Origin of the sequence: Cellulomonas cellasea (assembly GCF_030372105.1) — a bacterium.
Lineage (GTDB): Bacteria > Actinomycetota > Actinomycetes > Actinomycetales > Cellulomonadaceae > Cellulomonas_A > Cellulomonas_A cellasea_A.
The window spans coordinates 169006-190705 of record NZ_JAUDBQ010000004.1; the positions used below are offsets into that span (position 1 = coordinate 169006).

A 21700-nucleotide genomic window follows, 5' to 3' on the forward strand; every position below is an offset into this window, starting at 1 on the left:
CACGCTCGTGGAGTCCGGCATGGGTACATGGGAAGCAATCGTCCTCGGACTGGTGCAGGGGCTCACCGAGTTCCTCCCGGTGTCGTCGAGCGCGCACCTGCGCATCGTCGGCGAGTTGATCGGCTCGGCCGATCCCGGCGCGGCGTTCACCGCCATCACGCAGATCGGCACCGAGACCGCCGTGCTGCTCTACTTCCGGCGCGATATCGCGAGCATCTGCCGCGCCTGGTGGAGCTCGGTGCGCGGCGACCGGGGGACCGACCTGCGCGCCCGGCTCGGCGCCCCGCGGGGGCAGCGGCCGGACCACGAGGCGCTGATGGCCTGGTTCATCGCCCTCGGGTCGGTGCCGATCGTCGTCCTCGGGCTGGCTTTCCAGGACAAGATCGAGGGCAGCTTCCGCAACCTGTGGCTCATCGTCCTCACCCTCGCCGGCTTCGCGCTGGTGCTCGGCTGGGCGGACCGGATCGGCTCGAAGCGGCGCGAGATCACCGAGCTCAACACCAAGGACGCGGTGCTGTTCGGCTTCGCGCAGGCGATGGCGCTGATCCCCGGCGTGTCCCGCTCGGGCGGCACGATCACCGGCGGGCTCCTCATGGGCTACACCCGCGAGGCCGCGGCGCGGTACTCGTTCCTGCTGGCGCTGCCCGCGGTGTTCGGCTCGGGCCTGTTCCAGCTCGCGAAGAGCGTGGGCGACTTCGGCCAGAACGGCACGCCCAGCTTCGCCTCGACGCTGGTGGCCACGATCGTGGCGTTCGCGGTTGGCTACGTGGTCATCATCGCGTTCCTCAAGATCGTCTCGACGTTCAGCTACAAGCCGTTCGTCATCTACCGCCTGGCGTTGGCCGCGGTCGTGGCGATCCTCCTGCTCACCGGCGTGCTCGACCCCATCGGCGTCCAGCCGCAGGGGGCGTTGTAGGAGTGCCCGCCCACGGCGGTTAGGCTTCCGACGTGCTTACCTGGCCGGCCCCGCAGATCCCCCAGCTCCCCGGACAAGGGGAGCCCGTCCGAGTCCGGGACACCTCCACCGGCGAGCTCGTCGTGGCCGCGCCGGGGCCCACCGCCACGCTGTACGTGTGCGGGATCACCCCGTACGACGCGACCCACCTGGGCCACGCGGCCACCTACGTCGCCTTCGACCTGCTGGTGCGGGCCTGGACCGACGCCGGGCAGCGGGTGCGGTACGCCTCCAACGTCACCGACGTCGACGACCCGCTGCTCGAGCGTGCCACCGCCACCGGCATGGACTGGCGTGAGCTGGCCCGCGAGCAGACGGCCCTCTTCGCGGAGGACATGACGGCGCTCGGCGTCGTCCCGCCGGACGTCTACACCGGCGCCGTCGAGTCCGTGCCCGCCGTCGTCGACGCCGTCGAGCAGCTCGTGGCGGCCGGCGCCGCCTACCGGGTCGGCGTCCCCGACGCCACGGGCCACGGCGAGGGCGACGTGTACGCCGACCTCTCCGCCGACCCGGCCTTCGGCGAGGTCGCCGGACTCGACGCCGAGGCGATGCTCGAGGTCTTCGGCGAGCGCGGGGGAGACCCCGACCGTCCCGGCAAGCGCCACCCGCTGGACCCGCTGCTGTGGCGCGCCGAGCGCCCCGACGAGCCCGCCTGGGACGGCGGCACGCTCGGCCGTGGCCGCCCCGGCTGGCACATCGAGTGCGCGGTGATCGCCCGCGACGGCCTCGGCCTCCCGTTCGACGTGCAGGGCGGCGGCGTGGACCTGCGCTTCCCGCACCACGAGATGAGCACCTCCCACGCCCGGCTGCTCGACCACGGCCACGGCGCCCGCCACCACGTGCACGCGGGGATGGTGGGCCTCGACGGCGAGAAGATGAGCAAGTCGCGCGGCAACCTGGTGCTCGTCTCGCGGCTGCGCGAGGCCGGCGAGGACCCGATGGCCATCCGCCTGGCGCTGCTGGCCCACCACTACGCCGACGACTGGAGCTGGACCCGCAACGACCTGGTCGTCGCCCGGCAGCGCCTGGAGCGGTGGCGCGCCGCCGTCGCCGGCAACGGCGGGCCCGACGCGACGGCGACCCTCGCCGCGATGCGGGCGGCGATCGCGAACGACCTCGACGCGCCCGCCGCGCTGGCGGCCGTCGACGCGTGGGCCGCCGAGTCGATCTCGCGCGGGAGCACCGACGACGCGGTCGAGGGGGCGCCCGGCGTGATCGCGCGGGCCGTCAACACCCTGCTCGGCGTGCGGCTCTAGCCGCCGGTGCCCTTGTCCCGCCGGCGCAGGTAGCGCTCGAACTCCTGGGCGATGGCCTCACCGCTCGCCTCGGGCAGCTCGGCGGTGTCCTTCGCCTCCTCGAGCTGGTGCACGTACTCGGCGATCTCGCTGTCCTCGGCGGAGAGCTCGTCCACGCCGTGCTGCCAGGCGATCGCGTCGTCCGGCAGCTCGCCGAGCGGCACCGGCTCCCCGATCAGCCCCTCGATGCTGGTCAGCAGCGACAGCGTCGCCTTCGGCGAGGGCGGGTGCGCCACGTAGTGCGGCACCGCGGCCCACAGCGACAGGGCGTTCATGCCCCGCGCCTCCGCCTCGTGCTGCAGCACGCCGACGATGCCCGTGGGCCCCTCATAGCTGTTGGTCTCCACCCCGAGGCGCTCGCGGACCGTCGCGTCCTCGCTCGTGGTCGTCACCGGGATGGGCCGCGTGTGCGGCACGTCGGCGAGCAGGGCGCCCACCGTCACCACCGTACGCACCCCCAGCCGCTCCGCGATGTCCAGCAGCTCCGCGCAGTACCGCCGCCAGCGCATCGACGGCTCGATGCCGTGCACCAGCACCACCTGGCGGCCCGTGCGCGGAGCCGAGGCCACCGCCACGGATGTGGTGGGCCAGGTGATCTCCCGCCGCCCGTCAGGGCCGGGCCCGACGATCGGCCGGTTCACCTGGAAGTCGTGGTAATCCTCCGGGTCGAGCTCGTCGACCTGCTCCGCCGCCCACACCTCATGCAGGTGCTCGAGCGCCTGGGTCGCTGCCGATCCGGCGTCGTTCCAGCCCTCGAAGGCGGCCAGCATGATCGGGTCCCTCGTCGGGACGTCGGTCGGCCCCTGTGGCTGCTCGCTCATCACCCCAGCCTAGGGGCGCTGTCACGGACCGTCCGAGCCGCAGCGCCGAACACGGCGCGCGTGGGCTGCCGGGCCGCTTCCAGGGCGGCTCGCCTACCATCGGCTAGATGCCCGATCTTGCTGACACAGCCCTCAACGCCCTCGACATGACCGCGCGCTCCGCCGCCAGCCGCCCCGCCGGGTCGCCGCCGCCGTCGTCCGCTCCGGCGCTCCCGGCCGCTGTGCTGTGGGACATGGACGGCACGCTCATCGACTCCGAGCCGTTCTGGATTGGCGCGGAGCTCGAGTTGGCAGCCCTGCACGGCGCCGAGTGGACGCATGAGGACGGCCTCGCGATGGTCGGCAACCCGATGGAGACGTGCGCCGCCGCGCTGCGGGCTCGGGGCGTCGACCTCTCTGACGAGGAGATCTGCTCGTTCCTCAACAGCCGGGTCGCCGCCGGTGTCGCCGCGGGGACCCCGTGGCAGCCTGGCGCCCAGGAGCTGCTGGCCGCGCTCGTCGATGCCCAGGTGCCGATGGCGCTGGTCACGTCCTCGCATCGCGAGCTCGCCGACCCGTTCGTGCGCTCCGCCGGGGTGTTCGACATCTCGGTGTGCGGCGACGAGGTGGCCCGCCCGAAGCCCGACCCGGAGCCCTACCTCACCGCCGCCGCGCGGCTCGGAGTGGACATCGCCGACTGCATCGCGTTCGAGGACTCGCCCGCGGGCATCTCCTCGGCCGTCGCCTCGGGGGCACACGTCGTCGCCGTCGAGGTGATGGTGGGGCTCGCGCCGCGGCCCGGTGTCAGCAGGGTCCGGTCACTGGCTGACGTGACGCTGGGCGAGCTCGGCCGGGTGCTGCGGGGCGAGCTGCTCGAGCCCCGCTAGGACGCTCGCGGGGGTCAGGTGGCGTCGGCGGGCGTGAGCGGACGGCCGCCGGCCACCGGCTCCACCCCGAGGGCGAGCCGCACGGCCCCCTCGGGGATCTCCGGCGGCGTGCCGCCGAAGGCCGGGCAGAGGTCGCGGTGCGCGCACCAGTCGCACAGCTTCGACTTGCGCGGCCGCCAGTCGCCGCTGCGGGCCGTGTCCTCGATGCCTGTCCAGATCGAGCGGACCCGGGCCTCGAGGCTGAGCATCTCCGGCTCGGTGGGCTCGTGGCGCAGGATCGTGCCATCACCCAGGTAGACGAGCTGCAGCATGCGCGGCAGCTCGCCGCGCTCGCGCCACAGCATGAACGCGTAGAAGCGCATCTGGAACAGCGCCGAGCTCTCGTAGCCGGCCCGTGGGGAGCGCCCCGTCTTGTAGTCCACGACCCGCATGGCCCCGTTCGGCGCCACGTCCAGGCGGTCGACGATGCCGCGGAGCTGCGGGCCGTCGTCGAGTTGCGTGCGCACCGACATCTCCCGCTCATGCGGCTGCAGGCGGTTCGGGTCCTCGAGGGTGAAGTACGTGTCGAGCAGGCGGCCAGCGCTGGCCAGCCACTCGTCCCACTCGGCCTCCTGCTCGAAGAGCTCTGCGTGCCGCGGCTGGGCGGCGCGCAGCTCCTCCCAGCGCTGGGGCAGCATCGCGTGCGCCGCGGCGAGGGTGCGCTGGCCAGCGGGCAGGTCGAAGAGGTGCTCGAGCACGGCGTGGACCAGGGTGCCCCGCACGGCTGCCGCGCTCGGCGGCTCGGGGAGGCGGTCGACCACCCGGAACCGGAACAGCAGCGGGCACTGCAGGAAGTCGTTCGCGCGTGAGGGGGAGAGGCCGGGCGTGGAGCGGCGCTCGGCAGGCGCCTCACCACCGGGCGCCTCGCTGCTGGGAGGCTCGGGTGGGAGGAACGGGGTCTGCGTGGTCGGCACGCCGCCAGCCTAGGCGCGGGGCCTGACACCGCGGTCGCCGGGCTTGGGCCGCGCAGGCGCCTCGGGCACCTAGGCTGACCGGGTGAGTAACAGCGCGCGCCCCGGCGCCCCCGGCTGGGTCATCGGCCGCGTGGCCGGCGCCCCGATCATCCTCACCCGTAGCTGGATCCTCGCCGCCGCGGTGCTGACGCTGATCTTCGCGCCCACCGTCGAGGCCGCCGCGCCGCAGATCGGCGCGGCCAGGTACGTCGTGGCGTTCGGCTTCGCGGTGTTGCTGTTCGGCTCGGTGCTCATCCACGAGTTGGCACACGGCCTCATGGCCCGCGCTCGCGGCCAGCATGTCGAGGAGTTCGCGCTCACCGTGTGGGGCGGCCACACCACGTTCAGCGGGGTGGCGCCGACACCGGCCACCAGCGCGCTCGTCGCCGTCGTCGGCCCCGTCGCGAACCTGGTCCTCGCGCTGCTCTTCTGGTTGGGCGCCCAGGCCGGGCCCTCCACCGGGCTGCTAGCGCTGCTGCTGTACGCCGGGGCGATCTCCAACGGCTTCGTCGGGTTGTTCAACCTCGTGCCCGGCCTGCCGCTCGATGGCGGCCAGATCCTCCAGGCGGCTGTGTGGCAGGTCACTGGCGACCGTCACAAGGGCTCGGTGGCTGCGGGCTGGGCGGGCAGGGTCGTCGCGATCGGGGTGCTCGTGTGGGCCCTGGCGACGCCGCTGGCCCAGGGCCGGCCGGTGGACCTGTTCACGGTGGTGTGGGCGGCCCTGATCGGGGCGTTCCTCTGGAACGGGGCGTCAGCGGCGATCACCGCCGGCCGCACCAACCGCAACCTGGAGAGCCTCACGGTGGAGTCCGTCGGGCGGCGCGCCACGTCGGTGCCGGTGCAGGCCACCCTCGCGGACGTCGACCGGGCCCGCGGCCAGGCCCAGGCCGACGAGGTCGTGATCCTGTCGCCCGACGGCCGTCCCGCCGCCTACGTCGACCAGGCCGCGGCTGCCGCCGTCCCGCCCGAGCATCGGGCCGTCACCCCCGTCTCGGCTGTCGCGGTGGTGATTCCCGTGGGCGCGGTGGTCGACGCCAGGCTGCGGGGCGCCGACCTGGTGCGCGCCGTCGGCCATGTGACCCGCACATCGGGCGTCGTCGCGGCCGTCCAGGACGGCCGCGTGACGGCCATCGTCCGCGCCGCGGACGTGATCGCGGCGCTGCGCTCCTAGACTCGACCCCCGTGACCGACCAGACGCCCACTTCCCCCACGACCACCAGCACCGGGGCGGCCCAGCGCCGCGGCCCGCTGCGGGAGGGCGACCGAGTCCAGTTGACGGACCCGCGCGGCCGCCTGCACACCATCACGCTGACCCCCGGCGGCTCGTTCCACACGCACAAGGGCTACTTCACGCACGACCAGCTCATCGGCGCCCCCGAGGGCACCGTGGTGCGCAACACCGCGGGCATCGAGTACCTGGCGCTGCGCCCCCTGCTGAGCGACTTCGTGCTCTCGATGCCGCGTGGCGCGGCAGTGGTCTACCCCAAGGACGCCGGCCAGATCGTCGCCATGGCGGACATCTACCCGGGCGCCCGGGTGGTCGAGGCCGGTGTCGGCTCCGGCGCGCTCACCATGTCGCTGCTGCGCGCGGTGGGCGACGGCGGCCACCTGCACTCCATCGAGCGGCGCGAGGACTTCGCGGAGATCGCGCGCGGCAACGTCGAGTCGTTCTTCGGCGGCCCGCACCCGGCGTGGCGGCTGTCCGTCGGCGACCTGTCCGACGTGCTGCCGACGGTGGCGGAGCCCGGCTCCGTGGACCGCGTGGTGCTGGACATGCTCGCCCCGTGGGAGAACCTCGAGGCCGTCGCCGACGCGCTGGCGCCCGGCGGCGTGCTGATCGCCTACGTCGCGACCACCACCCAGCTCTCCCGCCTCGCCGAGGACCTCCGCGCCGATGGGCGCTACACCGAGCCCGAGGCGTGGGAGTCCATGGTCCGCGGCTGGCACCTCGAAGGGCTCGCCGTCCGCCCCCAGCACCGGATGATCGGGCACACCGGCTTCCTGCTCACCACCCGGCGCCTGGCCGACGGGGTCGACGCGCCGCTGCGCCGCCGTCGCCCGTCGAAGGGCGCCTACCCGCTGCCGGGCTCGCAGGACGCCGAGGCGAGCAGCGCGTCGGCGGTGCCGGACGAGGCGTGGACGCCCGAGGCGCTGGGCGAGCGGCCCATCTCCGACAAGAAGATCCGCCGCGTGCGCCGCGATGTCGGGCGGGGTCCCGTCACCGAGTGACGCCAGTCTGGCGGGCGAGCCGCCGCGACCTGCTCTGAGCCTTGTGACCAGCGCGTTCGCGGCGGCATGCCCACCAGGAGAGAAACGCTCGGCAGGGTGGCGCCCGAGAAGTTAGGGTCGTCAGACCAGCACATCGGTGTGCACCTCGGGGGTCGATCATGGGAGGACCACACGATGACGGAACCGGCAGCACCTGGCCACGACCTGCAACGTGAGATCAACCTCCTCGCCGCTCGCAACGAGCGCATCGCCGAGGCGCTGATGGCGGCCCGCGAGCAGATCGTGGAGCTGAAGCGCCAGCTCGACGAGCTCGCCAAGCCGCCGGGGAGTTTCGCGACGTTCCTGTCGGCCCGGCCCGACGGCACCGTCGACGTCATCTCCTCCGGCCGCAAGATGCATGTCGGCGCCAGTCCCACGATCGACGTCCAGCGGCTGCGGCCGGGCCAGGAGGTCATGCTCAACGAGGCCCTGACCGTCGTCGAGGCCGGCGGGTACGAGGACGTCGGCGAGCTCGTCACCGTCAAGGAGCTGCTCGGCACGCATCGCGCCCTCGTGGTGGGACGCGGCGACGAGGAGCGGGTCGTGCGGTTCTCCGGGCAGCTGCTCGAGGACTCGGTGCGGGTGGGCGACGCGCTGACTGTCGAGACACGCTCCGGCTTCGTGCTCGAGCGCATCCCCCGGGCCGAGGTCGAGGACCTCGTGCTCGAGGAGGTCCCCGACATCGACTACTCCGACATCGGCGGCCTCGGCCCGCAGATCGAGGCCATCCGCGACGCGGTCGAGCTGCCGTTCCTGCATCCGGACCTGTTCCGGGAGCACGGCCTCAAGCCGCCGAAGGGCGTCCTGCTGTACGGGCCGCCCGGCTGCGGCAAGACGCTCATCGCCAAGGCTGTGGCCCGCTCGCTCGCGACGACCGCCGCGAAGGCGCGCGGCGAGGAGGGCGACGAGGCGCGCAGCTACTTCCTCAACGTCAAGGGCCCCGAGCTGCTCAACAAGTACGTGGGGGAGACCGAGCGCCACATCCGGCTCATCTTCGCCCGGGCACGTGAGAAGGCGTCCCAGGGGCACCCCGTGGTGGTGTTCTTCGACGAGATGGAGTCGCTGTTCCGCACCCGCGGCACCGGGATCTCCAGCGACGTCGAGACGACGATCGTCCCCCAGCTGCTCAGCGAGATCGACGGCGTGGAGCGGCTCGACAACGTCATCGTCATCGGGGCCTCCAACCGCGAGGACATGATCGACCCGGCCATCCTGCGGCCTGGGCGGCTCGACGTGAAGATCAAGATCGAGCGGCCCGACGCGGAGAGCGCCCGCGAGATCTTCGCCAAGTACCTCGTCCCCACGCTGCCCATCCACGCCGACGACCTCGCCGAGCACGGCGGACAGGCGAGCGCGGCCGTCGAGGCCATGATCAACCGCGTCGTGGAGCGCATGTACTCCGAGAGCGAGGAGAACCGCTTCCTCGAGGTGACGTACGCCAGCGGTGACAAGGAGATCCTCTACTTCAAGGACTTCAACTCCGGCGCGATGATCCAGAACGTCGTCGACAGGGCCAAGAAGTCCGCCATCAAGGACCTGCTCGCCACCGGTCAGCGAGGCGTCCGGGTGGACCACCTGCTGACGGCCTGCGTTGACGAGTTCAAGGAGAACGAGGACCTCCCCAACACGACCAACCCCGACGACTGGGCGCGGATCTCCGGCAAGAAGGGCGAGCGGATCGTGTTCATCCGCACGATCGTCCAGGGGAAGAAGGGCGCCGACGCGTCCCGCACGATCGAGACCGTCACCAGCACCGGGCAGTACCTCTGACACGTGGGGCGGCACGGGCGGCGCGCATGACGCGCTGCCCGTGCAGCCCGACGCACTGCCCGTCCGGACTGGCGCACTGCCCGTCCGGCCCGACGCCTAGGGTGTGCCTGTGAGCGTGCGTCGTGTGATGGGCATCGAGACCGAGTACGGGATCCTCCAACCGGGGCGGCCCAACGCCAACCCCATGCTGCTGTCGAGCCACGTCGTGGCCGTGCACGCCGCCGCCCGCGAGGGGACGCGCACCCGCGCCCGGTGGGATTACGACGACGAGGACCCGCTGCTCGACGCCCGCGGATTCCACCTGCAGCGCGCGTCCGCGCACCCGTCGATGCTCACCAACGACCCGGAGCGGCCCGCGCCGTCCGGCGACGGCCCCCAGGAGCTCGCCCGCTCGCTTGTCGAGGAGTACGAGGACCCGGGCGCCGCGAACGTCATCCTCACCAACGGCGCCCGCCTGTACGTGGACCACGCGCACCCCGAGTACTCCTCGCCGGAGGTCACCGGGCCGCTGGACGCCGTCCGGTGGGACCGGGCCGGTGAGTTGGTGATGCTCGCGTCCGTGCGCGCCCTCGCGTCGACGCCCGCGCTGCCCGACGTCGCGCTGTATAAGAACAACGTCGACGGCAAGGGCGCCACCTACGGCACCCATGAGAACTTCCTGGTGGACCGCGCGGTCCCGTTCGCCCAACTCGCCTCCCGGCTGATGCCGTTCCTGGTGACCCGCCAGGTGTTCACGGGCGCCGGCCGGGTGGGCCTCGGGCAGCGCGGGGAGCGCCCCGGGTTCCAGATCTCCCAGCGCGCGGACTACATCGAGGCGGAGATCGGGCTGGAGACGACGCTGCGGCGGCCTATCGTCAACACGCGCGACGAGCCGCACGCCGACCCGGACCGCTGGCGCCGGCTGCACGTGATCTTCAGCGACGCGAACCTGCTGGAGGTGGCGACCTACCTCAAGCTCGGCACCACCTCGCTCGTGCTCTGGCTGATCGAGCAGTCGGAGGTCGCGGGGGTCGACGTCGGCCCGATGCTCGCGGCCGTCGACGCGCTGACCCTGCGCGACCCGGTCTCGGCGACCCACCTCGTGAGCCATGACGTGGCGCTGACCGAGCGCCTGGAGCTCGCGGACGGGCGCCGGATGACAGCCCTGGAGATCCAGGGCGCCTACCTCGACGCGGTGCGCGACGCGCTGGCCCGCACGGGGGCCGAGCCCGACGACGAGACGCGCGACGTGCTCGACCGCTGGGAGTCGCTGCTGCGCAGGCTCGCCGAGGACCCGGCGAGCTGCGCCCGCGAAGTGGAGTGGCTCGCCAAGCTGCGGCTGCTCGAGGGCATGCGCCGCCGTGACCACCTGGAGTGGGACCACCCCCGGCTCGCCGCCGTCGACCTGCAGTGGTCCGACGTGCGGCCCGAGCGCGGCCTCTACCACCGGCTGCTCTCCGCCGGGGCGGTGGAGACGCTCGTGACGCCCGAGGAGGTCGAGCAGGCCGTCAGCCACCCGCCGCGCGACACCCGCGCCTACTTCCGCGGCGAGGCCATCGCGCGGTTCGGCCCGCAGGTCTCCGCGGCGAGCTGGGACTCGGTGATCTTCGACGTCCCCGGCGCCCCGACCCTGCAGCGCGTGCCGATGCGCGACCCGCTGCGCGGCACCGAGGCGCACGTGGGCGCGCTGCTCGAGGCGAGCCCGGACGCCGGAAGCCTGCTCAAGGCGCTGGGGACCTGACCCGGGAGGACGCCGTTAGCGCATCGCCCCGACGAACCGCACGGCCTCCCGGGCCTCCCGCAGCCGACGCTCGTACGTGAGGCCCAGCCCGAGGAGCACGGCGCCGCCGACGGCCAGCACGGCCCACCACTCCACGACCCGCATCGCGGCCACCGCCGCCGGCGAGGCCTGGATCAGCGCGACGGCTCCGAGCACGGCGCCGCCGAGCAGGAACGGGGCCTGCCAGCGCAGGACCGCCCCGGCGACGACCGCGACGAGCGCCCCCACGACCACGAGCAGCAGCCGCCACGTGGTGGGGATCGCCCAGCCGGTGGCGAACGGGACGGCCAGCACCAGCACCAGCCCGACTCCCAGCGCCGACCAGCTGCTGGCATCCGGGTCGCGCCGCAGCCGTGCGGTCCCGAGGGCGAGCACGACCGCCCCGAGCAGCACGAGGTAGACGTCGGGCGGCACCACCGGGGTGAGCCACGCCCCCAGCAGCGCCGCCACGCTGGCGCTGACCAGCCCGGTGGCGACGGCGCGGGTCCGGGCCGCCCCCGTCGCAGCGCGCAGCCCGGCGATGAGCGCCAGCGTGCTCCCGGCCGTCAGCACCGCGAGGGCGCGCACCGTCCCGGAGCCGCTGGAGTCCACGGCGAGCAGCGTCGGGGCCAGCGCGACGGCCGTGACCCAGGGCAGTCCCCATCGGCGTGGACCCGGGCTCGGGAACGGCCATCGCCAGGCGGCCAGGACCAGTGCGGCGGCGAGGAGCCCGGCGCTCGGCAGTGACCACAGCTCGACGTCGCCCAGACCCGGGGTGGTCCCACCGGCGCGGACCGTCGCGGGGACTGCGGCATCGCGGGTGGCGACGATGACGGACAGGAGGACCGCGCCGAGGAGCGGGCCCGCGCTGGCCCGTGCGGCTCGCGCGCTGCGCTCAGCGGAGGGCGCGCCCGGCTCAGCGGAGTGCCGCCCGCCCCACAGCGTCGACGCGCTCAGGGCGATCAACACGGCAGCGGCGGCAAGGGCCACGGGCGCGCGCCAGGTGGTGGCGGGGCCGAGGGCGAGCGAGGCGAGCAGGAGCGGTCCGGCCACTGTCGTCATCACGTCCGCGCGTCCGCGGGCCGCCCTCAACACGGCGGTGGCGGTGAGGACGACGCCGAGCACCACCAGGGGGAGCTCCACGCTCGGCAGCACGCCCTGCAGGACGGCGGACGGCGTGGCCAGCGCACACGCCGTGAGCCCGATCGCCACGAGCTGGGCCGCTCGGGCCCCGGCCCTCGGGGACCAGGCCGCCCACCAGGCCAACGCGGCCCCCGCGACGATGACGCAGGCCCAGCGCAGGAGGCCCGCCGGGGTCTCGTCCACAGCGATGGCGGTGGGCAGCACGAGCACGAGGGTGAGCAGCCAGGGCGCCACCCGGTCCACCGCCCGGGCGTCGTCGCCGCCGAGGCGGTGCAGCGCACGGGCCGCGCCGGCGGTCACGAGGGCCGAGGCGATCGCCCACAGCTCCACCTCGACCAGTGCGGGTGTGCCCGCGCTGACGGTGGCGGCCACGAGTCCGTGGCGGACGGGCCCGGCCAGCACGAGCATCGTGCCGACGAGCGCGAGGAGTCGGGACGCGGGCCCTTGGCCCAGGCGCGTCGCCCAGGCCGCCAGCGCGGCGCCGACGACGAGCGCGGCGAGCACACGCCAGGTGTCGTCATGGAGGGCCGAGGGCAGCAGCAGCAGCGCCCCCGCGTGGAGCAGAGTCGGGACCTGCGCCCCGGCGCGCAGCAGCAACGCGGTCACGGCGACGAGCAGCAAGCCCAGCAGCGCCAAGGGGAGGTCCCAGAGCGCGCTCATGGCGGACGACGCGCTGGTGAACGCCGCGACGGCCGCCACCACCAGGCCGACCGGAACGGTGGGCGCTCCTCCCGGGGTGCTCCATCCGCCCCGAGCCGCGCTGTGCAGGGCCAGAGCGCAGCCCGCCGCGAAGAGCACCGACCAGCGGACTGTCCCGAGCGTCGAGTGGTCGACGGCCAGCAGGCTCGGGATCGCCGCGATCCCGGCCGCGATCCACGGCCCGACGAGCAGCGCTGCCCGCCGGCTGCGCGCCGTGCAGGTGACCAGCCCCCGCAAGGCGAGGAGGGTGAGGGCGACGGCCGGCAGGGACCATGCCTCGACCTCTTCGAGGCCCAGGGTCCCGGGCAGCCCACTGCCCCGTCTCACCGGCTCGGTCGCGCGCAGCGCATGACCCGCCGGCCCGAGGACGAGCACGAGGACTGCCAGCCCCAGGAGGACGTCGCGGCGCGGCGCCGCGAGGAAGGGCCTGGACCGGCCCCACATCCCGCAGGCGACGAGCACCGCTCCCGCGCCGAGGGCGAGCGCGGCGCGCGGCACATTCCCCAGGGGGAGGTCGCCGCCGAGCAGCGCAGTCGGCACTGTGGCGAGCGCGAGGCCGGCGACCAGCAGGGGCACGTCGTCCTCGCCGCCGAGGCGCCGGCGTCGCAGCGCCACGACGAGGAGGACGGCGCCCGTCGGCGCCAGGTAGGCCTCGGGGGCGCCCACTCCGCCGTGCAGCAGCAGCACCCACGTCGCGGCGACGCCCAGTCCGAGAGCCCACCAGCGGGCCCATCGGCGGCCCGGCTGCCACGACCAGGCCCCGGCGACCACCGCACTGACGACGACCGCCAGCGCGAGGCGCCCGGGACCGCCCTGGGCGCCGACGGTGGCCGCCGCCGCGAGCAGCTGCGTGCCGGCCATCGCCCAGCCTGCGCCCTCGGTGGCGCGGCGGGCGTCCTCCTGGCGGGCCGACAGCGGCCCGGCCAGCAGCACGCAGGCGCCCGCGACGGCTGTGACGGCCACCGGCAGTGCGGCGCCGAGCAGCGCGCCGTCGGTGGCCAGCCACGCGGTGAGCAAGGAGCCCGGCACCAGCACGGCCCACGCCGCCGAGGCGCCTACCTGCCAGCGCGGCCCCAGCGTCGACCGGCCGCGCCCCGCGACGACGAGGGCCGCCACGGCGGCTGCCACGGCGACGGCGATCAGCGCCGCCTGGTCGAGCACAGTGGGTTGTGCGGGCAGGCCCGCTGCGCCCGACATCCACGCGGCGACGGACACCGTGGCTGCGACGGACAGCGAAGCCGATCGATCGGCGCGCGTCCACGGCATGCGCGGGGCGAGGACGGCGGCGACGACCGCCGCGAGCATCGGCGCCGCGAGGACGGCCGCCGCAGTCCCCGGGGCGAGCGGCTTCGCGACCAGGACCACCCCGCCGAGCCAGAGCAGCCCGAGGGCTGTGGCGAGCAGCGCGGCACGGGCGAGGGCCCGGCCAGACGCCCACCCGCGGGTGACGACGGCCACGGCCGCACAGGCGAGGAGTGCGAGACCTGCCGACACGGCGTCCCGGGACGCGATGAGCGCCACCACCGGGGCCAGGACCACCAGTGAGCGAAGGGGTGTGCGGCTGCGACCGTCCAGGCGCAGCCCGGCCTTGTCGGCGAGGACCCCGAGGGCCGCCACGAAGGCGAGAAGCAGCACCAGGCCGACGGGCCCCAGCCCCGGCCACATCGAGACGACTGGCGCGGGCAGCGCGAGCAGCGCCAGCGCCGCGGTCCACGCGCCGCCCACCCGGGCCGCGCGCCACGGCGACGCGAGGCCCGTCGCGGCACAGAAGGCCAGCGCGCCGCCGACGACAGCAGCCGCCGTCAGCGGTGGCGGCAGTTGACGGACGTCGAGCATCAGCGCCGCGAGCAGCGCGACGAGCATCGATGCCGAGGGAGCCGCCGCGAGCATCGCCACGACGAGGGCCCCGCGAGTCGCGCGGCCCGCCGCGGCCCGCGCCAGGCCGATCGTGACAGCCGCTGCGCTGGCGGGGGCCCACGCCCACAACACGCCGCTCGGAATCCCCGCGTGGACCCCGGCCACGCCGACGCCCACGGACCCGAGCGCGAGCAGCGCGCCAGCCGCCGCCTCCCACGCCGCGGCCCTGCGCGGATGCCGCGCGCGAGACCAGCGGCTCTGGAGGCCCGCCAACACCGCGAGCAGGAGCAGCGCGGCGGCCGGGGACCACGGGCTGGCGGTGGCACGCGCCACGTCGACGAGGGCGATGACGGTGGCCGATCCGGCCGCCAGCCACGCGACCCACTCCAGCACCCCGCGCTCGAGCCCGCTCCAGCCCCGCTCCCGTTCGGCGCCGAGCCCCAGGCCACTGCCAGGCCCGTCCTCGCCGCGGGCGGGCTCGCCGGGCGGCGGACCTGCGACGGCAGTGGCGGATCCCATGGCGAACCGGGCCGAGGCGAGCAACACGCTCCCGACCAGCAGCCACGCAGTGTGCCCAGGCGTCAGCGGCGCCAGCAGCACCGGGGCCACCGGCAGAAGCACCGCGCCGGCGGCGGCGCCGGTCCTGATCCGCGCGACGTGCCCCCACGCGCCGAGCAGCAGCGCGCAGACCAGGCATGCGGCAGCCGCGTACACGGCGCCGCTACTGGGCGCGATGAGGCCGGTGGCGTGCACCGCCCACGCGTCGAGCAGCAGCATCACCGTCCCGATGCCGCCGACGGCCTCCGCGCTGGAGCCGAGGCGGGCCCGGCGCAGGCTCGACGCGGCGGCGAAGACCACCACGGTTCCGACGCCGATCACCGCGGCGCGGCCCACCAAGCCGAGCCATCCCCAGCTGAACAGCAGGAAGACCACGCAGGCGGCGGCGATCAGGAGCGCGCCGAGTATCTGGAGCACCGTCTGGACACGCCACGGCGCCCGCGGCGGTGGCGCTGGCTGTGACGCCATCGGGCGGGGGAGGGGAGGTGTGGAGTACGGGATGAGGGGAGGGCCAGTGGGCGGCCCGGCGAGAGGCGCGACTCGCGGCGGCGGGGCGGCCATCGGGGCGACAGGCGGCGACGACCATGCCGCCGCCGCGGACTGCTCGGCGGCCACCGCCGCCGCCCGTGCCGCCGCGGCGACCTCCGCCGCGCGCGCCGCGGCCGCGGAGGCCTCGGCCGCCCGGCGCTGATGCTGCTCCGCCCGCATCAGGTCGAGGTGCTCCGTCCGGCGGTCCAGCGCGCCGACAGCCTCCTGGGAGAGCTCCCAGAGGCGGCGCCCGCCGGAGCCCGTCAGCTCGAAGCCGCAGACGACGCAGGTGCTCGCGGTGAGCGTGGCTGCGCAGGCCGGGCAGCGGGAGGAGTCGACGAGCGCCGCGCGCACCGCCATGACGAGGTCGCCTGGCTGGTCAGGGCGTTGCGAGGACGGCATGTGGCACATCGTGGCGTACCCGGAGGCCCGCTGGGCGGGTATTCCACAGCCGATGTCGGCGAGGCTGTCCGCAGGGTGGACGGCTCCAGTCGGACCGGTCGCGGGGCAGGGCCTACTGTGGGAGCAGCACGACTCGTTCAGCACACCGGGAGGTCACGATGGCTGGTCAGGAACACGGTCGCGTCCGCCGCGAGGAGGACGAGCCGGTCGACGGACCGGACGTCCCCACGCCACCGACGCCCGCGGCGCAGGCCCGCGACGCCGAGGTCGACGCGCTCCTCGAGGAGATCGACGAGGTGCTGGAGTCCAATGCGGAGCAGTTCGTGCGCGGGTTCGTGCAGAAGGGCGGTCAGTGAGCGCCGATGGGCACGGACCACACGGCGTCCCCGGGGCGTTTGCCGGGCGCGTTCACCACGCCCGGCTCCTCCTCGTTCGTCGAGTTCTTGCAGGGCCACGCCCCTGCGTTGCTGCCGGGGCGGGGTGAGCAGCCCGGAGGCGAGGGCCCGCTCGCGCCGCACGGCACCACGATCGTCGCCCTGACGTTCGACCGGGGCGTGATCATGGCGGGCGACCGCCGCGCCACGATGGGCTCGATGATCGCGCACCGCGAGATCGAGAAGGTCTTCCCCGCCGACGAGTTCTCCGCCGTCGGCATCGCCGGCACCGCTGGCCTGGCGGTGGAGCTGGTCCGGCTCTTCCAGTTGGAGCTGGAGCACTACGAGAAGATCGAGGGCACGCTGCTCTCGCTCGACGGCAAGGCCAATCGGCTGTCCACGATGATCCGCGGCAACTTGGGCCTGGCCATGCAGGGCCTGGCCGTGGTTCCGCTGTTCGCTGGGTACGACCTCGACCGCGGGGCCGGGCGGATCTTCTCCTACGACGTCACGGGCGGCCGGTATGAGGAGCGCGACCATCACAGCGTCGGCTCGGGCTCGGTGTTCGCGCGGGGCTCGCTGAAGAAGCTCTGGCGGCCGGGCCTGGACGCCACGGCTGCCGTGCGGGTCGCTGTGGGGGCGTTGGTGGACGCCGCGGACGACGACTCCGCGACGGGCGGGCCGGATGAGTCCCGTCGGATCTACCCCGTGATCGCGAGCGTCACGGCGGCCGGCTACGTCCGGGTGCCCCAGGACGAGCTCGGGCGCATCGTGGAGGACGTGCTGGACGAGCGTCGCGAGCAGCATCGCCGCGACCGCCGCGAGACGGAGGACTCCGACCGATGAGCATGCCGTTCTACGTCTCGCCCGAGCAGCTCATGAAGGACCGGGCCGACTACGCGCGCAAGGGCATCGCCCGCGGCCGGTCGGTCGTGGTGCTGCAATACGAGGACGGGATCGCGTTCGCCACGGAGAACCCGTCCCGCGCGCTGCACAAGATCTCGGAGATCTACGACCGGATCGCGTTCGCGGCGGTCGGCAAGTACAACGAATTCGAGAACCTGCGGGTGGCGGGCGTGCGCTACGCGGACCTGCGCGGGTACTCCTACGACCGCAAGGACGTGAACGCCCGGGGGCTGGCGAACGCATACGCGCAGACGCTGGGGACGGTGTTCACCACCGAGTCCAAGCCCCTCGAGGTCGAGCTGGTCGTGGCGGAGGTGGCGGACACCCCGGCCGGGGACCAGATCTACCGGCTGTCCTATGACGGCTCGGTGGCCGACGAGCACGGGTACGGCTACGTGGTGATGGGCGGCCAGGCCGAGCGCCTGGGAACCGTCCTCGCCGAGGAGTGGCGGGCGGGGATGTCCCTGCCCGAGGTGCTCTCGGTGGCCGTCAGGGTGCTCGGATCGACGGGCGAGGGCGAGCCGCAGGAGATCCCGGCCAGCCAGCTCGAGGTCGCGGTGCTCGACCGGACCCGGCCCAGGCGCGCGTTCCGCCGGCTGACCGGCCCGGTGCTCGAGGACCTGCTCGCGATGGCGCCGCCGAGCTCATGAGCCGTCGGCTCGCATGCAGGGCAGTCTGACCACAGGGGGGCGAACGATGGACCGTCGGATCTTCGGGTTGGAGACGGAGTACGGCGTCACGTGCGCGTCGGACGACGGGCGTGGCCTGTCCGCCGACGAGGTCGCGCGCTACCTGTTCCGCAAGGTGGTCTCGTGGGGCAGGTCGTCGAACGTGTTCCTGCGCAACGGGTCGCGGCTGTACCTCGACGTGGGCTCGCACCCGGAGTACGCGACGGCCGAGTGCGACGACGTGCGCCAGCTCGTCGCGCATGACCGGGGCGGCGAGCGGATCCTCGAGGGCCTGGTGCAGGACGCCCAGCAACGCCTGGAGCACGAGGGCCTGACGGGCCGCATCCACCTGTTCAAGAACAACACCGACTCGGCGGGCAACTCCTACGGCTGCCACGAGAACTACCTGGTGCGCCGGCAGGGCGACTTCGCGCGGCTGTCGGACGTGCTGGTGCCGTTCCTCATCACCCGCCAGGTGCTCACCGGCGCCGGGAAGGTGCTCACGACGCCGCGGGGCGCCGTCTACTGCCTCTCGCAGCGCGCCGACCACATCTGGGAGGCGGTGTCGAGCGCGACGACGCGGTCGCGCCCCATCATCAACACACGGGACGAGCCGCATGCCGACGCCGAGCACTACCGGCGGCTGCACGTGATCGTCGGCGACTCGTCGATGTCGGAGACGACGACCCTGCTGAAGGTGGGGTCCACGGACCTCATCCTGCGGATGATCGAGGCGGGCATGCCCATGCGGGACATGGCCCTGGAGAACCCGATCCGCGCGATCCGCGACATCAGCCATGACATGACGGGCAAGCGGCCTGTGGTGATGGCCAATGGGCACACGGTCACGGCCGTCGACCTGCAGGAGGAGTACCTCGCACGGGTCAAGGACTTCGTGGACCGGGAGGTCGGGCCGACACCCGTGGTCAAGCAGGTGATCGACCTGTGGGAGCGCGGGCTGCGGGCGCTGCGCACGGGGGATCTGGCGCTGGTGGAGCGCGAGCTCGACTGGGTGATCAAGTACCGGCTGATCGAGCGCTACCGCGCCAAGCACGGCCTCGACCTGTCCGACGCGCGGGTCGCGCGGCTCGACCTGGCGTACCACGACATCTCCCGCACCGAGGGCCTGTACAACCTCCTCGCGGCGCGCGGCCTCGTCGAGCGGGTCACCACCGACCTGGAGGTCTTCGAGGCGACGGCGGTGCCCCCGCAGACCACCCGGGCGAAGCTGCGCGGCGACTTCGTGCGCAAGGCGCAGGAGGCCCGACGGGACTACACCGTCGACTGGGTGCACCTCAAGCTCAACGACCAAGCGCAGCGGACTGTGCTGTGCAAGGACCCCTTCCGCAACGTCGACGAGCGCGTCGAGAGGCTCATCGAGTCCATGTGATCGTCGTGGACCTCCGCAGGGCGCCCAGCGCCCGCCCCGTACAGTGGGCCGGATCCACGACGGAAGGACGACTGTGCGACGTCACGTTGTCGCGTGCTTCGCGGCCGCGATGCTGCTGCTCACCGGCTGTGTGGCCACGCCGGACGACCCGCCGGAGGTGGTGGTCACCGGGACGGCCGGCGAGAAGCCGACGGTGACGTACCGCACGCCGCTGTCGGTCAGCGAGACGCTGACCCAGGAGGTCTGGCCCGGCACCGGCCCCGAGCTCGTCGAGGGCAGCCCGGTGCTCGTGGACTTCTGGCTGGAGAACGCCACGGACGCGAGCGTCGTCACGGAGAGCTACTCGACGAACCCCACGCCGCGCGTGCTGACGGCCGAGGACCTCGGCAAGGACCTCTACGAGATGCTGCGCGGCCAGCGCGTCGGCGCACGGTTGGTGCAGGTCAGCCCTGCGCCCGGCAGCGGCGCGGCCAACTACCCGACGGTCACGGTGATCGACGTGCTCAACACCCGCGCCGACGGGGAGCCGCTGGCGCCCCGCGAGGACCTGCCCACGGTGACGTTGGCGGAGAACGGCGCCCCGTCGATCTCACCGTCGGAGACGGAGCCGCCCACCGACCTGGTCGTCCAGCCGCTGCTGCGCGGCACCGGCCAGCAGGTGGCCGAGGGCGACACCATCACCGTGCAGTACACGGGGTTCTCGTGGACGTCCGGCGAGCCGTTCGACACCAGCTGGACCAACGGCGTGCCGTGGACCTTCCGGCTCGACAGCGTGCCCGCGTGGTCGGCGCTCGTGGAGCAGCCGGTCGGCAGCCAGGTGATGCTCGTGGTGCCGCCGAGCTACCCGATGCGCGCCACCGAGAGCGAAGAGCTCGCCGGCCAGACCATCGTGTTCGTGATCGACATCCTGGCCACGGGCCCCGCGTCCGGCGCCGGCGGGACGGGAGGCTGACATGGGAGTCGCGCTGCGGGTCATCCCGTGCCTGGACGTGGACGCGGGCCGCGTCGTCAAGGGCGTCAACTTCGAGAACCTGCGCGACGCCGGCGACCCGGTGGAGCTCGCGCACCGCTACGACGCCGAGGGCGCCGACGAGCTGACCTTCCTCGACGTGTCGGCCTCGTCCGGCAACCGCGAGACCACCTACGACGTGGTGCGCCGCACCGCCGAGGAGGTGTTCGTCCCGCTGACGGTCGGCGGCGGCGTCCGGACCACCGATGACGTCGACAGGCTGCTGCGGGCGGGCGCGGACAAGGTGGGCGTCAACACGGCGGCCATCGCGCGCCCCGAGCTGATCGCCGAGATCGCCCAGCGGTTCGGCAGCCAGGTGCTCGTGCTGTCCGTCGACGCGCGCCGGGTCACCGGCGACGTGCGCACCGACTCGGGCTACGAGGTGACCACGCACGGCGGTCGCACCGGCACCGGCATCGACGCGGTGGAGTGGGCGGCGCGCGCCGCCGAGTTGGGCGCGGGGGAGATCCTGCTCAATTCGATGGACGCCGACGGCACGACTGCGGGCTTCGACCTGGAGATGCTGCGCGATGTGCGCCGCGAGGTGCGGGTGCCGTTGATCGCGAGCGGTGGGGCGGGGACGCCCGAGCACTTCGTGGAGGCCGCCCGAGCCGGCGCCGACGCCGTGCTCGCCGCGAGCGTGTTCCACTTCGGCGCGCTCACGGTGGGGCAGGTCAAGGACCACCTGCGGGCGGCCGGGATCACCGTCCGCTAGGGCAGCCCCCAGCCCTCAGTCGCGGCCTCTCAGCCGCCGGGCAGCAGGTCGCGCACCGCGTCGACCGCGTGCGGCGCGCCGTCGAGCGTCACGTCGGCCGCCGCGCCGCGCCCGAAGGCGTGCAGCACCAGCTCGGAGACAGCGCCGCGCACCACGACGGCGCCCTGGTCGCCGGTGGGCCTGCGCACAGCGCGCCGCACGCCGTCGGGGCGGACGAGCACGACCCCCGCGCCTGAGCGCCGGTAGGCCAACGGGGCCATGCGCAGCAGCTGGCGCCACAGCGCCTCGGAGCGGTCGGGGTCGAGCCCGCGCGGGGCGGCGTGGCCGTCGCCGCGGCGCACGTCCTCGGTGTGGACGAAGAACTCGAGCACGTTGGCGAGCTCGGCGCCCCAGGCGAGCGGATGCCACGGGCGGGGGCCCTCGGCGATCTGCTCGAGGAGGGCCTCGAAGCCTGGCGCGGTGGCGCCCTGGGCCGCGGCGTCCTCGATGGCCTGGTCGGCGCGCTCCGCCAGCGGCCCGCCGAGCCCGGCCGGCACGACGAGCGAGCGCTCGCGCAGCACGACGTGCGCGGCGAGGTGGCGGGTGCGCCAGCCGGCGCACAGCGTGGGCGCGTCGGGCCCGGCCTCGGACAGCGCCTGGACCAGGTCTGCGCGCTCGAGCGCGTGCCACGTCGTCATGCGGGCATCGTCCCACGTCACGAGCCCTCACGGACCGCTGTCGGCGGTGCGTGAGAGGATCCTCAGATC

Annotated in this window: 17 protein-coding genes; 13 read left to right on the plus strand and 4 right to left on the minus strand. The window is 74.0% G+C overall.

Going from position 1 to position 21700, the window contains the following annotated elements:
- The first annotated feature begins 19 nt into the window (after positions 1 to 19).
- Together QUV83_RS05765 and mshC are read left to right on the plus strand one after the other, a co-directional pair.
- A complete protein-coding gene (locus tag QUV83_RS05765; RefSeq protein WP_289563231.1) occupies positions 20 to 916 on the plus strand; it encodes an undecaprenyl-diphosphate phosphatase in 897 nt (298 codons plus the stop codon).
- Between the two features lie 32 nt (positions 917 to 948).
- Positions 949 to 2211, plus strand: coding sequence for a cysteine--1-D-myo-inosityl 2-amino-2-deoxy-alpha-D-glucopyranoside ligase (gene mshC / locus QUV83_RS05770; protein WP_289563233.1), 1263 nt, complete (start codon positions 949 to 951; stop codon positions 2209 to 2211).
- Here mshC and QUV83_RS05775 read toward each other — a convergent pair.
- Positions 2208 to 3071, minus strand: coding sequence for a PAC2 family protein (locus QUV83_RS05775; RefSeq protein WP_289563235.1), 864 nt, complete (start codon positions 3069 to 3071; stop codon positions 2208 to 2210). The genes mshC and QUV83_RS05775 overlap by 4 nt on opposite strands.
- Before the next feature lie 107 nt (positions 3072 to 3178).
- Here QUV83_RS05775 and QUV83_RS05780 point away from each other — a divergent pair, with 107 nt between their 5' ends.
- Entirely contained in the window at positions 3179 to 3937 is a 759-nt protein-coding gene (locus QUV83_RS05780) for an HAD family hydrolase (RefSeq protein ID WP_289563236.1), read from the plus strand.
- A gap of 14 nt (positions 3938 to 3951) precedes the next feature.
- On the opposite strand, the gene QUV83_RS05785 is transcribed toward QUV83_RS05780, so the two are convergent.
- The gene (locus QUV83_RS05785; RefSeq protein ID WP_289563238.1) at positions 3952 to 4890 is read right to left on the minus strand and encodes a RecB family exonuclease; all 939 of its coding nucleotides are present in this window, start codon (positions 4888 to 4890) and stop codon (positions 3952 to 3954) included.
- An 82-nt stretch (positions 4891 to 4972) separates the two neighbouring features.
- Between QUV83_RS05785 and QUV83_RS05790 the strand changes: the two genes are divergently transcribed.
- The 4 genes from QUV83_RS05790 (at position 4973) to dop (ending at position 10687) form a co-directional block, all read left to right on the plus strand.
- Entirely contained in the window at positions 4973 to 6100 is a 1128-nt protein-coding gene (locus tag QUV83_RS05790) for a site-2 protease family protein (RefSeq protein ID WP_289563240.1), read from the plus strand.
- 11 nt (positions 6101 to 6111) lie between these two features.
- Entirely contained in the window at positions 6112 to 7158 is a 1047-nt protein-coding gene (locus QUV83_RS05795) for a tRNA (adenine-N1)-methyltransferase (protein WP_289563242.1), read from the plus strand.
- Positions 7159 to 7332: 174 nt separating this feature from the next.
- A complete protein-coding gene (gene arc, locus QUV83_RS05800; RefSeq protein WP_289563243.1) occupies positions 7333 to 8967 on the plus strand; it encodes a proteasome ATPase in 1635 nt (544 codons plus the stop codon).
- A gap of 109 nt (positions 8968 to 9076) precedes the next feature.
- Complete coding sequence (gene dop, locus QUV83_RS05805; RefSeq protein WP_289563244.1) at positions 9077 to 10687, plus strand: depupylase/deamidase Dop; 1611 nt, start codon at positions 9077 to 9079, stop codon at positions 10685 to 10687.
- Between the two features lie 15 nt (positions 10688 to 10702).
- Here dop and QUV83_RS05810 read toward each other — a convergent pair whose 3' ends face one another.
- A complete protein-coding gene (locus tag QUV83_RS05810; protein WP_289563246.1) occupies positions 10703 to 15892 on the minus strand; it encodes an SCO7613 C-terminal domain-containing membrane protein in 5190 nt (1729 codons plus the stop codon).
- A 158-nt stretch (positions 15893 to 16050) separates the two neighbouring features.
- Here QUV83_RS05810 and QUV83_RS05815 point away from each other — a divergent pair, with 158 nt between their 5' ends.
- The 6 genes from QUV83_RS05815 to hisF all read left to right on the plus strand — a co-directional run bounded on the left by QUV83_RS05815 (position 16051) and on the right by hisF (position 20954).
- Complete coding sequence (locus tag QUV83_RS05815; protein ID WP_066588025.1) at positions 16051 to 16248, plus strand: ubiquitin-like protein Pup; 198 nt, start codon at positions 16051 to 16053, stop codon at positions 16246 to 16248.
- Positions 16249 to 16254: 6 nt separating this feature from the next.
- The gene (gene prcB, locus QUV83_RS05820) at positions 16255 to 17112 is read left to right on the plus strand and encodes a proteasome subunit beta (protein ID WP_289563248.1); all 858 of its coding nucleotides are present in this window, start codon (positions 16255 to 16257) and stop codon (positions 17110 to 17112) included.
- The gene (gene prcA, locus QUV83_RS05825; RefSeq protein WP_289563250.1) at positions 17109 to 17822 is read left to right on the plus strand and encodes a proteasome subunit alpha; all 714 of its coding nucleotides are present in this window, start codon (positions 17109 to 17111) and stop codon (positions 17820 to 17822) included. The genes prcB and prcA overlap by 4 nt, the downstream gene beginning before the upstream one ends.
- Positions 17823 to 17868: 46 nt before the next feature.
- Entirely contained in the window at positions 17869 to 19230 is a 1362-nt protein-coding gene (gene pafA, locus QUV83_RS05830) for a Pup--protein ligase (RefSeq protein WP_289563251.1), read from the plus strand.
- Between the two features lie 73 nt (positions 19231 to 19303).
- Positions 19304 to 20182, plus strand: coding sequence for an FKBP-type peptidyl-prolyl cis-trans isomerase (locus QUV83_RS05835; RefSeq protein WP_289563252.1), 879 nt, complete (start codon positions 19304 to 19306; stop codon positions 20180 to 20182).
- Between the two features lies 1 nt (position 20183).
- Positions 20184 to 20954 (plus strand): imidazole glycerol phosphate synthase subunit HisF, encoded by a 771-nt coding sequence (gene hisF / locus QUV83_RS05840; protein ID WP_289563254.1) that lies wholly within the window; start codon positions 20184 to 20186, stop codon positions 20952 to 20954.
- Positions 20955 to 20983: 29 nt separating this feature from the next.
- Here hisF and QUV83_RS05845 read toward each other — a convergent pair whose 3' ends face one another.
- Complete coding sequence (locus tag QUV83_RS05845) at positions 20984 to 21631, minus strand: TIGR03085 family metal-binding protein (protein WP_289563256.1); 648 nt, start codon at positions 21629 to 21631, stop codon at positions 20984 to 20986.
- Between the last annotated feature and the right edge of the window lie 69 nt (positions 21632 to 21700).